This window comes from Maritimibacter alkaliphilus HTCC2654 (genome assembly GCF_000152805.1).
Taxonomy (GTDB): domain Bacteria; phylum Pseudomonadota; class Alphaproteobacteria; order Rhodobacterales; family Rhodobacteraceae; genus Maritimibacter; species Maritimibacter alkaliphilus.
Map to the genome: position 1 here is coordinate 1 of NZ_CH902581.1, position 14,111 is coordinate 14,111.

At 60.3% G+C, this 14,111-nt stretch carries 14 protein-coding genes and 2 pseudogenes; 7 read left to right on the forward strand and 9 right to left on the reverse strand.

The window, feature by feature from the left end:
* Both RB2654_RS21725 and RB2654_RS23135 read left to right on the forward strand, forming a co-directional pair.
* Positions 1-374: MarR family winged helix-turn-helix transcriptional regulator (locus tag RB2654_RS21725; protein ID WP_050772062.1), on the forward strand; the 374-nt coding region annotated here is incomplete at its 5' end.
* Positions 375-481: 107 nt separating this feature from the next.
* Positions 482-961 (forward strand): annotated as a pseudogene (locus RB2654_RS23135) (IS110 family RNA-guided transposase); the annotation flags it as partial.
* Here RB2654_RS23135 and RB2654_RS21735 read toward each other — a convergent pair.
* Positions 951-2,567: an ISL3 family transposase gene (locus RB2654_RS21735; protein ID WP_422908288.1), complete on the reverse strand. Its 1,617-nt coding sequence runs from the start codon at positions 2,565-2,567 to the stop codon at positions 951-953. The pseudogene RB2654_RS23135 and the gene RB2654_RS21735 sit on opposite strands and share 11 nt — an antisense overlap.
* Positions 2,568-2,649: 82 nt before the next feature.
* On the opposite strand from RB2654_RS21735, the pseudogene RB2654_RS21740 reads away from it, so the two are divergent.
* Positions 2,650-3,771 (forward strand): annotated as a pseudogene (locus tag RB2654_RS21740) (heavy metal translocating P-type ATPase); the annotation flags it as partial.
* 132 nt (positions 3,772-3,903) lie between these two features.
* Here RB2654_RS21740 and RB2654_RS21745 read toward each other — a convergent pair.
* The 7 genes from RB2654_RS21745 to RB2654_RS21775 all read right to left on the reverse strand — a co-directional run bounded on the left by RB2654_RS21745 (position 3,904) and on the right by RB2654_RS21775 (position 8,562).
* Positions 3,904-4,263 carry a hypothetical protein gene (locus tag RB2654_RS21745; RefSeq protein ID WP_008335971.1) on the reverse strand — a complete coding sequence of 120 codons (360 nt, stop codon included), beginning with the start codon at positions 4,261-4,263 and terminating at the stop codon, positions 3,904-3,906.
* 4 nt (positions 4,264-4,267) lie between these two features.
* Complete coding sequence (gene merA, locus RB2654_RS21750; RefSeq protein ID WP_009807474.1) at positions 4,268-5,719, reverse strand: mercury(II) reductase; 1,452 nt, start codon at positions 5,717-5,719, stop codon at positions 4,268-4,270.
* A 57-nt stretch (positions 5,720-5,776) separates the two neighbouring features.
* Positions 5,777-7,126, reverse strand: coding sequence for a dihydrolipoyl dehydrogenase family protein (locus tag RB2654_RS21755; protein WP_008335974.1), 1,350 nt, complete (start codon positions 7,124-7,126; stop codon positions 5,777-5,779).
* A gap of 63 nt (positions 7,127-7,189) precedes the next feature.
* Positions 7,190-7,438, reverse strand: coding sequence for a mercury resistance system transport protein MerF (gene merF / locus RB2654_RS21760; protein ID WP_243695714.1), 249 nt, complete (start codon positions 7,436-7,438; stop codon positions 7,190-7,192).
* 79 nt (positions 7,439-7,517) lie between these two features.
* Positions 7,518-7,820: a mercuric ion transporter MerT gene (gene merT / locus RB2654_RS21765; RefSeq protein WP_008335977.1), complete on the reverse strand. Its 303-nt coding sequence runs from the start codon at positions 7,818-7,820 to the stop codon at positions 7,518-7,520.
* A 16-nt stretch (positions 7,821-7,836) separates the two neighbouring features.
* Entirely contained in the window at positions 7,837-8,142 is a 306-nt protein-coding gene (locus RB2654_RS21770) for a heavy-metal-associated domain-containing protein (protein WP_009807473.1), read from the reverse strand.
* 12 nt (positions 8,143-8,154) lie between these two features.
* Positions 8,155-8,562, reverse strand: coding sequence for a mercuric transporter MerT family protein (locus RB2654_RS21775; RefSeq protein WP_176244179.1), 408 nt, complete (start codon positions 8,560-8,562; stop codon positions 8,155-8,157).
* 96 nt (positions 8,563-8,658) lie between these two features.
* Here RB2654_RS21775 and RB2654_RS21780 point away from each other — a divergent pair, with 96 nt between their 5' ends.
* Positions 8,659-9,060, forward strand: a complete 402-nt coding sequence (locus RB2654_RS21780) for a MerR family transcriptional regulator (protein WP_008335980.1) — start codon at positions 8,659-8,661, stop codon at positions 9,058-9,060.
* Positions 9,061-9,389: 329 nt separating this feature from the next.
* Here the strand turns inward: RB2654_RS21780 and RB2654_RS21785 are convergent, their stop codons facing one another.
* Positions 9,390-10,457 (reverse strand): hypothetical protein, encoded by a 1,068-nt coding sequence (locus RB2654_RS21785; RefSeq protein ID WP_008335981.1) that lies wholly within the window; start codon positions 10,455-10,457, stop codon positions 9,390-9,392.
* Positions 10,458-10,683: 226 nt separating this feature from the next.
* Between RB2654_RS21785 and RB2654_RS21790 the strand changes: the two genes are divergently transcribed.
* The 3 genes from RB2654_RS21790 (at position 10,684) to repB (ending at position 14,098) form a co-directional block, all read left to right on the forward strand.
* The gene (locus tag RB2654_RS21790) at positions 10,684-11,565 is read left to right on the forward strand and encodes a recombinase family protein (RefSeq protein ID WP_008335982.1); all 882 of its coding nucleotides are present in this window, start codon (positions 10,684-10,686) and stop codon (positions 11,563-11,565) included.
* Between the two features lie 365 nt (positions 11,566-11,930).
* Complete coding sequence (gene repA / locus RB2654_RS21795) at positions 11,931-13,130, forward strand: plasmid partitioning protein RepA (protein WP_008335983.1); 1,200 nt, start codon at positions 11,931-11,933, stop codon at positions 13,128-13,130.
* Positions 13,115-14,098: a plasmid partitioning protein RepB gene (repB, locus tag RB2654_RS21800; RefSeq protein WP_008335984.1), complete on the forward strand. Its 984-nt coding sequence runs from the start codon at positions 13,115-13,117 to the stop codon at positions 14,096-14,098. Before repA ends, repB begins: the two co-directional genes overlap by 16 nt.
* Positions 14,099-14,111: the final 13 nt, after the last annotated feature.

Consider the following 14,111-nt stretch of genomic DNA (forward strand, 5'->3'; position numbering starts at 1 on the left):
TGCTGCTTTTTTTGTCGTTTCGCGATGGCGTGGCGGTCCAGGAAATGTGCGATCTGACCGGTCATTCCAAGACCAATGTAAGCCGCGCGGTCAACGCGCTGAACAAAAATGGCATGATTACACGAGATGTCGATCCGGGTGATAATCGCCGTCAATTGCTCTACCTGACCGATCTGGGACGGCGTGCGTATAGTGCATTCATTCCCGAACTCATGGCCAGGGAGGCGTCCATGCTGGCGCCCCTTTCAAAGGCGGAGCGGCGGCAATATATGTCGCTACTGACGAAGATCGCTGGCGGCGTTCCAGGTTGGACTGGCAAGAGCGACGATCTGGATGCGAGCGCCCGGCGCATGCGTCATAGATTCGTCGATTAACCCGAAGCGTCGAAGGGGCATTTCTATTGCGTGAGCTAATGGGATGAACTGCCTTCCCGCCAACCCGCTGCTACCTTGGCGGGCATAGGTGGAGAGAGGAGCATCCGATGGACATCAAGGTTCTGGGCATTGATTTGGGCAAGACCGTTTGCAGTCTTGCTGGGCTGGATGAAGCGGGAGCGGTTGTGTTTCGCAAACGCCTCCAGCGGCATCGACTGCTGGACTTTCTTGACACGCTTCCGCCCTGCGTCGTTGCTATGGAAGCGTGCGGCGGGGCGCATCACATCGGTCGCTTCTGCCTTCAGAAGGGGCATGAACCTCGGTTGATGTCGCCTCTGTATGTCCGGCCCTATGTGAAGGTTCACAAGAACGATGACCGTGATGCGGAGGCTATTGCCGAAGCCGCGACGCGTCCGACGATGTCATTTGTTGCAATCAAATCCGAAGAGCAGCTTGATCTTCAGGCCCTGCACCGTGCTCGGGAGCGGCTGGTGTCAGACAGGACGCGTTTGATCAATCAAGGCCGCGGCTTCCTTATGGAGCGCGGTGTCGCGTTGCCCTTAAATCGGCTCTGCCTCAATCTGTGTGGTGGAACGGTAGCATTCTCGCCCGCAACAATTCTGGACCGGCTCGGCCGTACATGGCGCGTTTGAGGGTCTTCAGGCGATTGATCTGACCTTCTGCTTGGCCGTTGCTCCAGGGCATCTCGATGGCGTTTTTGACGGCTTCGTAGTCCCGGTTCACTGTGCGGGCAAAGCGCACGATGGGCGCCAGGTCGGTTTCGATCGCGTCGTCGATCCATGCAGGGAGCGGGTCTGCCACGCGGCCGCGCAGGATACCATTGAACCGCATGGCGAGGCTGCGCATCGATACGAAGGCGGGAGAGCGGGTCTTGAGCGCATCGACTTTACGCGCCTGATCCGAGGTGAGCTTGCCGCGCGGTTTGATGCACAGCGCGGCCGCGATGACCGGGGAGATCGCGTGCCCCGTTTCCGGGTCCCGAACCGGCTCCAGGATCTTGTGTTCTACCTTGGGATCGCTCGCTTGCTGTTCGGCTCTGCGCCAACCCGCCAGCAGCCGCTGCAAATGCGACTGGCTCCCCTCGTAACCACGCTCTTGGATCAGACTGAAAAGGGCGCTGCCAGTTCGAATGCCCTCCTTCCAGCTTTGGCTCAGGAACTCTTCAAAATACCATGGCGAACTCGGCTTCAAAGCGGCCCGCCTGCGGTCCGGTGGTGTTTCGAACTGCAGCCATTTCGCGATGCTGCGACGCGGAAACCCTGTTCGCCGCCCGATCTCGCTGCAGGAAAGTCCCTGATTTCGGAGCGCATGGATGGTGGTGAAAATCTCTTCCCGGGACGTCCTGTGCGCAAGGCGGGACTTCAGAAGGCTTCCGGCTGCGGTGATGTTGTCGGCGTCGGACAGCAGCGCCCTGCCGGTGGCACGGCCGTGAAGGTTCATCTGTTCCTCAATGGCCTGCCGCAGGTTTTGCACGATATGGAACCGGTCGGCGACCTGCTTTGCCTGCGGTGCCCCTTGCCGGGCAGCCTTGGCGTAGAGACCGCACCGATCTCTGCTGATCACTTCCACCTCGGGGTGTCGCTTTAGCCAGTTGGTGCAGGTGACGACATCTCGATCCTCGAGGATGTCGATGACCACGCGACGCTCCAGATCCACGATGATCGTGCCGTAGGTTTGCGATTTCCGCCAGCTCCAATCGTCGATCCCGATGATTGTCGGCGCCTCGGTGGTGCCTTGAGCACACCTTTTCAGCTGCCTGAGCACCGTGTCATCGCTGACCCCAAGGCCCAAACGATGCAACAACCGCTCCGCAGGCCGTCCGCCTGTCGCATGCCCAAGATGGCCGACAATCTCCCCTACACGCGAAGTACGACGTGCAAATGGACGCGCAATCGAGCTGATCTGGTCCGAGAAAGTCCGGCGCGGGCAAGCAGGCGCCAAACATCGCCAACGGCAAACTGCGAGATCAACCGTTACCGCGTCTCCATGCGCGGGATAATCCTGCAGCCACCGACGCCGCCAGCCATGACGTCGGCGTGAATGCAATCCACAGTCTGGGCAAATGCCGTTGGGTGCCAAGACGCCAGATACAATCCACCCGCCGGATTCACTTCGTTCAACGCTTTGAACTGCAACATCGCTGCCCGGCGACCAGTGCTTCTTCGAACTCACAACTATCCCTCCTGAATTTTCCAGTTTCAGGATAGTTGCGCCACACAAAGTGAGGCAGAGCCCAATTAAGGGCTACGCGACACCTGCCCTCGCCTATGGGCTCGTTTCCGCCATCGCCGTGCTCATCATCGCTTGTCCCTGTGCGCTCGGGCTCGCGACACCGATGTCGATCATGACGGCGACCGGACGGGGCGCTCAGGCGGGCGTCCTCATCAAGAATGCCGAAGCTCTGGAAGCGTTCGAGAAGGTCGACACCCTGATCGTCGACAAGACCGGCACATTGACCATGGGCAAGCCGGAGCTTGCCGCCGTCCTTCCCGAGGACGGCCATGACGAAGCCGAAGTTCTACGGCTGGCCGCCAGCCTTGAACGCGGATCCGAGCACCCACTGGCCGAGGCCATTGTTCGCGGTGCCGAGGCCCGCAAGATAGACCTTGCCAAAGCAAAGGACTTTGAGGCGGTCACCGGCATGGGTGTTAGGGGGAGCGTGGACGGCAAGTCCGTCGCTCTCGGGAACGCTCGGATGCTGGGCGAACTTGGTATCGACGCGCCTGCCGCGACCGAAGTTGCCAACGCCCGCCGCGACGAAGGTGAAACGGTGATGTTCATCATCATCGACGGGCACGTCGCCGGCCTTGTCAGTGTCGCCGATCCGGTCAAGGAAACGACGCCCGCCGCATTGAAGGCGCTACACGAACTGGGCTTCCGGATTGTCATGGCGACAGGTGACAACGAACGCACGGCGCGTGCCGTCGCGTCACGGCTGGGCATCGATGATGTCCGGGCCGATGTTTTGCCCGAAGACAAGGCGCGCATCATCCGCGAGCTTCAGGCCGAGGGTCGCAAGGTCGCGATGGCTGGCGACGGCGTAAATGACGCGCCTGCCCTGGCGCAGGCGGACGTCGGGATCGCAATGGGAACCGGTGCAGATGTGGCGATTGAGAGTGCGGGCTTCACGCTGTTGAAGGGCGATTTGAATGGACTTGTCCGAGCGCGGCGTCTTTCGCTGGCGACGATGCGAAACATCCGGCAGAACCTCTTCTTCGCGATGATCTACAATACGGCCGGCGTTCCGATCGCGGCGGGGATCCTGTATCCATTCTTCGGGCTGTTGATCTCTCCGATGTTTGCGGCCGCTGCGATGAGCCTCTCGTCGGTCTCGGTCATTGGTAATGCGCTCAGGTTGCGGACGGTCCGGTTATGACCTGCATCAAGCTCCGGGGTCCAATAATCCATCGCGCAGATACAGCGCTCTCCTGTCGATTGACCAAGTGTTCTGCAAAATCGTAGGCGACGCCGACCGGGACGGCCAAAATCCGTCGTTCCGCACGGCCCATCAACGATACCTGCCCTCGCGCTCCGTGATGGCCGCGATAGCCCACGCGCCAATCCCGATCACCGCACCCAGCCACTTCCAGCCTTGGCCGCCAAGATCCACAAAGCCATACCCGTAGGCCAACACAACCAACGCCATGACCAGGAAAAACGGCCCGGTCCAGAAGCAATGCCGCCGTTTGCACCGGCGGGCATTCCACAGACAGGCCGTCCCCATCCAGATCAGGGCGCCGACCCAAATCCAGGTCTTGATCGGATGCGGGATACCGATCGCCAAGATCATCGCTGCAATGGGCAGACCCCAAGCGATCAACGCACCGGGAAGTGTCGACAGAAGATCGGTCCTTTCCTTCAGCACCATGGCATTACCCCGCGCAGCAGCTGAGTTTGGCCACATCCTTGTCGAAAGTCTGGGCCGCAAGTTTCAGCCCTTCAACCGTGGTCAGATATGGGAAAATCGTTTCGCCGAGGGCCTTGGAGGTCATGCCGAACTTGAGCGCCATTGCCAGCGTCTGGATCGTGTCCGAGCCTTCGGGCGCCACGATCTGGCCGCCCAGCAGGCGGTCGGTCTTGGCGTCGGCCACCAGCTTGATCACGCCGCGGGTGTTGCGGGCCGCGGCGGCGCGCGGGACGTTGTCGAGCGTGATCACGCTGATCTTGACCTCGTGCCCCGCCGCCTTGGCCCCAGCCTCTGAAACGCCGACACCGGCCACTTGCGGGTCGGTGAACACGACCCATGGCATCGCCGCATTCTCATAGCGCATTGGCTCCAGTCCAAGGGCATTGTTGATTGCCACCTTGGCACCGTAGGCGGCCATGTAGACGAACTGGTCACGGTCGGTGACATCGCCCGCCGCCCAGACGCCGGCCCGCGTCGTGGCCATGTCAGGACCGACCTTGATCGAGCCGCGCGCGTCGGTCTCTATCCCGAGGTCTTCCAACCCGAGGTTCTCGGAATTGGCCACCCGTCCGGTGGTCACAACCAGCCGTTCGGCGGACAAAACCTCGGTCTTTCCATCGCGTTCGACAGTCAGAATGACGCCGCCCGCAGCTTTCGCGGCCGAGACGTAAGCAAGACCGGTCTCGACCGCGATGCCTTCGGTCTTCAGCGCTTGCGTCAGCGCCTGGGCCACCTCCGGCTCGGCGCCGGGCAGAAGGCGCGAGCGGGTCACAAGCGTGACTTTCACCCCCAGCCTTGAGGCCATCTGCGCCAACTCGCAGCCGATATAGCCGCCGCCCAGCACAATGATGCTTTCGGGCCGGTCGGGCAGGGTCAGCAGACCGGTGGAATCGAGGGTCTCCACGGTGTCGATGCCTTTGATGGCAGGTTGATGGGGGCGCGAGCCGGTGGCGATCAGGATGCGCGGGGCGGATATCACCCGCCCGCCGACAGCGACGCCACCCTCGACCAATCGCGCCGGGCCGTCCTCGATATAGGTGACGTTCTCATAGGCGGGCAGCAGGTCGATATATTTCTTGTGCCGCATCTCCGCGACCAGATCGGTCGTGCCTTTCACAACGGCTGGCCAATCCACCGCATGTTCGCAGGACGCAATGCCCGGGAACCGGGCAGCGGACGCGCCACCATGGGCCGCCTCTGCGGCGCGGATCATCGCCTTGGACGGAACGCAGCCGACGTTCACGCAGGTGCCGCCGATGGTGCCGTGCCCGACAAGCGCCACCCGCTTTCCGGCTTCAGCTGCAGTGATCGAAGCCGAGAACCCGGCAGAGCCCGCACCGACGACGATCAGGTCATAACTGTCGGCGCCGACATCCTTCGAAGAGCAGCAATCATGTTCCTTGACGGTTTGATCCATTTTCATTTCCTTTACTTGAACCGGGCGCCACCATCTTGGCGGCGGTCAAATTTCAATTCACACCATCGACCCGATGTCGGAGGCGTAACTGGGATAAGCGAAAATCATCGCCTTGATCTGATTTGCGGTCTGCCCGGCACCCATGGCCATGGCGAAAAGATTGATCTGCTCCTCGGCTCCTGGTCCGATCAGGTGCGCGCCGAGTATTTGCCCGCTGCCCCGTTCGACAAGAACCTTGAATCCGGTGTGTTTCGCGCCGACGCGCAGCGACGAATACCAGCCCTCCGTCTTCTCGAAATGCACATCGAACTTCAGCCCCTGCTCCCTGGCCGCCGCTTCCGACAAGCCCACGGTAGCAACCATGGGCAGGGTGAAGACCACTGACGGGATCGGCGGATACTTGATCTCCCGCGCGTCCTTGCCGCCCAGAATGTTCTTCCCCGCGATGCGTCCCTCTGCCGCCGAGACCGGGGTCAGATTCAACCCGCTATCAGCGCAGTCGCCGGCCGCGAAAATGGCCGGGTTGGTGGCGCGCATCGCGTCGCTCACCTTGATGCCACGGCGTGAGTATTCGACTCCAGCGGCTTCGAGGTTCAGCCCGTCTATGTTGGGCACGCGGCCGGTGCCATGCACCACCAGATCGCAAGTGATCGTTTCGGTGCCGTCGTGACGTTCCACGGTGACCACGACTTCGTCGCCCTGTTTCTCGATCTTCGCCACCTTCGCTTTGGTGCGCAGATCGACGCCCAGCTCTGCGGTCGCCTCGACCAGCATCGCGACCAGATCGGGATCAAAGTTGCCCAGGGGGCGGTCCATCATCTCCAGCACGGTCACCTCGCGCGCGCCCGCGCGCTTGGCCACATGGGCAAATTCCATCGCGATGAACCCGCCGCCGACAAAGGCGATGCGGTCGGGACGCTCGGGCAGTTCCAGGAAATCGGTCGAGGTGGCGAGATACTCCTCGCCCGGGATGTTCAGCGTCATCGGTCGGGCACCGGTGGCGATGTGGAAATGCTTCGCCCTCAGGGTCTCGCCGTTCAACTCGATCGCATCGGGGCCGGTAAACCGTACCTCTCCGTGCAAGACGTCGATCCCGGCCTTTTCCAGCCCGGCCTCGATGCGCGGTGGCATCGCGTCGGTGAAGCTGCGCTTGAAGGCGATCATGTCGGACCAGTTGACCGAAGGCTGCGCCTCCAGCCCCTTGCCCTTCATGTTTTCCGCCCACTCGACGCCCTCGGTGACGGCGATCAGCATCTTCTTGGGATCGCAACCGCGCAGGGCGCAGGTGCCGCCATGGGGCTCGCTGTCGATGCTGGCGACGCTCCAGCCGGCATTCGCCGCCATCCGGGCGACGCCATTGCCACCGGTTCCACCGCCGATCACGATAAGGTCGTAGCTCTTCGTCATAAGGTTTTTCTCTTCAATGCTTTGTCTGAGGCGCTATTTGGATGGATGTCAGCCCAGTTTCCCTCAGGACGCCGAGCCGCGCGCGTTCTTGCGCCAGAGCGCGTAAATGGTCAGCAGGATAAAGATGCCCAGTGCCGGAAACAGCACGAGGTCGAGATATCCGACGACGGCGGCCAGGCCGACCGCGCCGAAGAGGATCACCAAAATGGGCGTAAAGCAGCAGAGCGCCACAATGATGGTGCCGATGATGCCCACTTTCAAAAGGCCGTTCGAAGATGTGTCGTCTGAAGGCATCGTAATTTGTTTCCTCATGTCTGGTGCATCAATTGCGTGGTGCCACCGGATCCGGGATCGACCCGAACAGCCCAAAGACCTGTGCCGGTGCGTTGCTCTACTCGGCCGCGAAATCGGCCGGGCGGTGGATACTCTCACCGGCGGCCCGGGTTTTGGTGCAAGTCTCATCCGGTGCGCCATCGACACCTGCTGATCCCCTGCGCCTGATCTCGCGAACAACCAGCGCCGCGCCAATTGCCGCGACGACAGCGGCTATTCCGCCGAGCCCCATCAACCACCCGCCAATCCCGCCGAGAATGGTGGCTAGGATGACGCCACCGCCGCCGCAGCAGATCACCATGATCGGCGCGGCAATGATGAAGGCCAGAAGCCCGCCCAAATGTTTGTCATCCATGGCCATACCCGTCCTTCCGTGCTCAGGACTCCCCCGCCTGGAGCACCTCGGCCGGATAGCCATTGGCCAGAACCGCCTCGATGATCATGTCTGGGTTGGCCGCCTGATCGTCGAAGGCCACGACGTAAGTGCCCGTGCCAAACTCCTCGCCTTCCTGGAAGTCGACGATTTCGACCGTGGGCACGCCGCGCATCGCCGCCGCGACGGTGAACGAGCAGGTCGGGCATGTCAGTTCGGCGACACCGACATTGATGCGCTGTTCTTCGGCACTGGCGGGCATTGCGGCCAGAATGCCGAGAGTTGCGAGTGCGAGAGAGAGATGTTTCATCGGTTACGCCTTTCAGTAGGACAGGATGTAGGGGGTCAGGTAGGGGAAGATCATCGCCACGGCGACGATCCCGCTGGCAATCCAGAGAATGGACCGCATGAGTGTTCGGTTCATCGGTCGCGCGCAGGTGCCATCAACGCAGGCTTCGGCCGGGATCGGGCTATACGCCTTGTAAAAGCCGTATCCGATGAAAGCGGCACTCAGTGCGAAGGTGATCCACTTATATTGATAGAACGCGCCCAACTGGGCGATGAACACGCCGGTGACGCCGAAGCTCACCAGCACCAGCGGCAGGATGCAACAGGAGGTCATGGCCAGCGCGCCGAGTACGCCGAGCCCGGTTGTCGCCCATGCCTTTTTGTCAGCTGCCGGGGTTTCGCCCATTGCCGACTGGCGGCCGGCGGATGTGGTTTCAGTCATGGTTCGAATCATCCTTGCCTCAGTGATGATCTCAATCTAGGGTCTGTAGCTGGTACAGGCTCAAGGGGGTTTGGTGTGAATAATCATCACAGATCGGTGAAGGTCCTCAGGCGCGGAGATCTGGCCAAGCTGACCGGCTGCAATCTCGAAACTATTCGCTACTACGAGAACATCGGCGTCATGCCCGAGCCGCCGCGCTCCAGCAAAAATTATCGCGTCTACGATGACAGACATGTCGCGCGTCTGCGCTTCATTATGCGCGCGCGCGAGTTGGGGTTCACGCTCGACGAGGTTCGCGATCTGCTCGCATTGGTCGATGGCGGGGCCCAGACCTGCGGCGAGGTGCAGGGTCTGGCAAATGCGCATCTCGCTTCAGTCCGCGCCAAGATCGCGGATCTCAAGCGCATTGAGCACGTCCTGTCGTCCACCGTGGCGCAATGTAGCGGAGACGATGTGCCCGAATGCCCCGTCATAGATGCGCTGAGGGAGGAGGCCTAAAAGGTTTCTTGAGGAAATCCGCGGCAATCAAACCGGACAGTCCTTGGCTTCCGCGCTAGGAACACCGTGACCAATATCGCGGGCAGCGAAGAAACCGCGCTCTGAGGTGCCCCTAGTTTCCTAGACATCCGCTTCCACGAATCAGGCCGTAGCCGGCCAAGCTGATCAACTCGGACAGGTGCAGGCACAGAGTTACCGCAAGATTTATCGCTCGATCCGGCACCGCGGCTTCGAGGTGCTCGCGCCTCTCCTGAAGGTCGCGTATTTTACTGGAAACTGAATGGCTGAAATCCCGCTTGGGCATGTTCTTGTTCGCATTTAGGCAAATTCTAATTTGCTGTCCGCCACATTCGAAACTTTCCCTGCCCTGTTACCTCACGGACCAATCCCCTTTCTTCCATCCAGGTCAGGTTCCGCTGGACCGCCGCTCGGCTAGTGCCGGTCAGGGCCTCGGCCATCGGTGCGGAGAGGAGCGGCCATTCGGTCAGCACGGCACGCAAAGCCGGTGGAGTTTTGCCTGAGAGCGAGCTCATCTCTGCTTCTGTCCTCGCTGACCATGTCTCGATATAGTCCAAGTGCCGCATCGCGGTCAGGCAGGCAGTCTCCATCCCATCCAGCCAGCGAGCAAGACGCTCCGGTGGTAAGCCCGACGCGCGCAACCCCCCTGCCCCACCCATAGCTAGTGGTGCAAAGTTCGCTCCCTTTCCGTCGCTGGCCGTGATCCTTGCCGCGGTAACGGCTGCTTCGATCTGGTCGCCTTGTTGCCCGAGACCCGCCAAGCTCCAGAGGTGAAACCCCATGCAAGCCCGCGTGATCGGGTGTAGATGAACAGCTGATTTCATCACCTCCAGCCATCCGCCCGCGCGCTCCTCTAGCCGCTCGGTGGCATCCTCGATGTTCTCGGGATCGCGGCGGTCCAGAAAGGCCGCCAGATCGACCATTGGACCCGGACCACCCATCAGGCGGCGAACAGCCCAGCCAACTCTTGCCAAGGCATTCGGGTCATCCTGTGCGCCAGACAATCGCATTGATATCCAAAGAGCGAGGCGGTCAGAACTCACCCGATCCCCTGCAAGCCAGCTGAGGTCTGCCGCCTCGATCAGTGCCAGTCTGTGTCGCCAGCCATCCGGGCCACGCAGCAAGCGGTCATCCAGCGCACCCAGGCGTCCAGCCACCTTTGCCAGCCGCGCAGCCTGAGCCGCTTCCGCCTTTGCCCAGTCGTCGATGACAGCAATGTCGGACGGTTCTGCCCGTGGCCCGGGCGGCAAATCATCCGGTTCTTCTTCGAGCGGCCCCGGCAGGAACCAGAGGTCGTCCTCGTGAGCCCCCACATCCCCCTCGGTGGTGATGAGGGGGTCGTCAAAATCATCAGGAAAAGTAGATGCTTGCGGCTTCATATGTGCAAAATATCTATATTATGCACATTACCCAAGCGATTTTGTGGCAGTTGCCCGCGCTCTTTATATAGTACGGACGCGCGACTGTCGGCGGAACCTCTCAGATCGCGCTCAGTGCAAGAAAACCAAGGGATTGTGCACCAGCACGACAAGAGATCACTTGCTTGCATTCGTTTTCAAACGGTCGTTTATTGGCAATATATTAAATTGCAAACGGCCCAGTTTCATGCCCCTGATTGGCTATGCGCGCGTCTCCACCGAGGATCAGACCCCCCTGCCCCAGTCTGAGGCACTGCAGTCTGCGGGATGCGCCGAGATCTTTGAAGAGCACGCCTCGGGCGGCAATCGCGCGCGGCCCGTGCTTGCACGTGTGCTAGAGCGGATTGGCAAGGGCGACACGCTGGTCGTCGTGCGGATCGACCGGCTTGCGCGGTCTTTGTCGCACCTACTTGAGGTGATCGAAAGACTGGAGGGCAAGGGGGCGTTCTTCCGCTCGCTCCAGGACCCGATCGACACTGCCTCGCCCCAGGGCAAGTTCACGTTGCAGGTTCTGGGCGCTGCGGCTGAGTTCGAACGCGCTCTGATCCGCGAGCGTACCAAAGCCGGACTTGCCTCGGCACGCTCAAAGGGCCGCGTCGGCGGCAACCCAGGTCTTCGCGCCAAGGACCCTGAAGCGCTGCGCAAGGTGCGGCTGGCGCGACAGGACGGCTACATGGAGCGCTTGAACGAAACTGCGCAGGATTGGGTGCCCCATGTGCGCCGTTTGCGCCCCGATATGGCTTGGGAAGACGTCCTGCGGATCATCAATGGCCCCCTGCCCCATGATCGGCGCTGGACGCAAAGCCGCCTGCTCCGCGCCGTGAAGGCATACGTGGCGGACGGATTCCTGCCCGCTGAAGTGCTTGGACGCGCTGGACGTCGCGAAACCGACGATCGCCTGCCCGCGATTGTCGCCGCAATCAAAGGTGCTGACCCCGAGATCACCTTGCAGGCAATCTGCGACCGACTGGAATCCATGCGTGAGCGCACCCCTCGCGGTCGCACCAGCTGGCAGCCTTCCTCAGTCAGAATGCTGCTGGAGCGGGCAGAGCGTCTCGGCCTTTTGTAGGCCCTAAGGTCGGCAAACTACTCTTGTCGCGCAGCCAAAATCTTCCAGAATCATCGCCTCAATTGGACTAAGATCACCTAAATATCCAACAAAGCCTTGGGGTTAGTTGGCGCGAGCAGAAAATATCTCGAAGGATACCAACCTCGCCAGATTCGGTCTTTATCGTAAGTAATCAATGCGTTAGACGGCACAGGCCCCACGCGGCCAAATTGGTGCTGTGGATAACTTTTCCACTACATTTAGATTCTTCTTGCCGGACTCAGATGTTCGTGGCATTTCCATTCTGACGGAAAAACGCGTCAGACGCGGCTTCGACCGTCAGAACGACAAAGAGCCTTAGCAAAGGCCATGAGAGGCGGCAGAACATGGATGATCGAAATACGGGCTACGCGCAAGGAATAGGCTCTTCCGACATCGGAGCATTCGCAGACAGTCTTGCTGAGTCGCTTGACCGGCAGATGAAAGTTGCGTTCGAGCCAGAAGAACGCAAGTCCTTGCGCCGCTTCAGCTCGACCGAGGTCGCCGAGTTGCTGCGCGTTAGTACGTCGAACCTGCGCAACCGCCACAAAGATGGCAGCTTCCCAGAAGTTCACACTGACGGTCGTGGTCATAGGTTCTACACAGCCGAAGAAGTTGACGACCTCCGCAACATTTTGGCGCGGACAGGCAAAAATGCTGACGCGTACAGACCTGGCCGCCGAGACGGCGACCGTCTTCAGGTCATTTCGGTCGTGAATTTCAAAGGCGGCAGCTCGAAGACAACAGCGACGATCCATTTGGCACACAGGTATGCCCTTCGTGGCTACCGCGTGCTTGTGCTGGACCTCGACCCACAAGCCAGTTTGACGACATTTTTCGGCTTCCGGCCTGAGCTCGAATTTGCCGAAGGCGGCACAATCTACGACGCATTGAGATACGATGATCAAGTTCCGCTCTCGGAGGTCATCCAGAAAACATACTTCCACAAGCTCGACATGGTCCCGGCCGGCTTGATGTTGTCCGAGTACGAAACCGAAACAGCGAATGCCCTTGCGCGCAGGGTTCAGCCGATTTTCGCAGAGCGTCTTGCTCTGGCGCTAGAGGAAGTCGACTCAGACTATGACATCGTGCTGATCGATTGCCCTCCGCAGTTGGGCTTCCTGACATTGACAGCATTGGCAGCGTCCACGGGCTTACTCGTGACGGTCGTCCCCGGCATGCTCGACATCGCTTCGATGAGCCAGTTCCTCAAACTCGCTTCGGAAACGATCAAAGCCGTCGAAGAGGCGATTGGACGACATGTCACTTGGGACTTCGTAAAGTTCCTGATCACACGCTACGAGCCGTCGGACGGACCACAAACGCAAATGGCCGGGTACCTGCGCTCAATCCTTGCGGGCCAAGTCATGACTGAACCGATGCTGAAGTCGACAGCCATTTCTGACGCCGGCATGACTCAGCAAACCATCTATGAGGTAGACCCGAGCCAGCTCATTCGGAAGACCATTGATCGGGCTTTGACCAGCGTGAACAGCGTTGCCGATGAGCTGGAGCAGACAATCCAAATGGCATGGGGGCGTCGCTGATGGCTCGAAATATCTTCAACCAGCCACCGAAAGACGAGAAAGAGTCGGCAGCCCCCTCCCCTGCCCCGGTCAAATCCTCGAAGCTACCTGGCTCGGTTGGCGGATTGCGGGATTCTCTCCGGGAAATCACTGCCAACTCAATCCGAGATATCGAACCCGACCGGATCGATATGGATGGTCTCCGGGATCGCCTGATCCTGGAAGATAGTAGCATTGAAGATCTCGCCGAAAGCATTCGCAAGCATGGTCAGCAAGTGCCGATCATGGTTCGCCCCTCTGACCAACCGGATCGATACCGCATCATCTACGGGCGTCGCAGACTTGCAGCCATTCGAAGAGTTGGTGGAACCGTCAAAGCGATCGTTCGAACGCTCGATGATGATGCTTCTCTGATCGCGCAGGGTCAGGAAAACAACCTGCGGCTGGATCCGTCTTTCATTGAAAAATCTCTTTTTATCAAAGAGATGCAGGAGGCCGGTTACAAGCCTGGCGTCATTCAGGATGCCCTAGGCCTCACCCGGCAAGGTGTGTCGAACCATCGTGTAGTCATCGAGCAGCTGCCTGACGAACTTGTCCGGCTTATCGGACCGGCTCATGGCGTAGGTCGACGGCAATGGGGTGATCTTGCTGCACTTTCAGAGAAGGCTCCGCTTGTCGACATTGCGCGTGAGACACTTGCCTCTCTGCCTGACACCACTCCAAGCTCGGACAAGTTTCAAGCCGTCTATGTTGCTTGCTCCAGCAAGGCGCGTGGCGCAGCCAACCAAAGCGTCCGTGGCCAAACGACCGTGGTAAAGGACAATAGTGGTAGCCCTGTCGGCACACTTTCAGTCGACGGCAAGTCGATCGCTATCAAGATCACCCGCAAGGACAACCCGGAATTCGGCCAATGGCTCGAAGAGCGCGCGGAAACCACGCTGCGACAGCTTTTTGAACAATGGCAGAATGAGAGAGGCTCGGGGAGCTGATCCCCGGTCATAA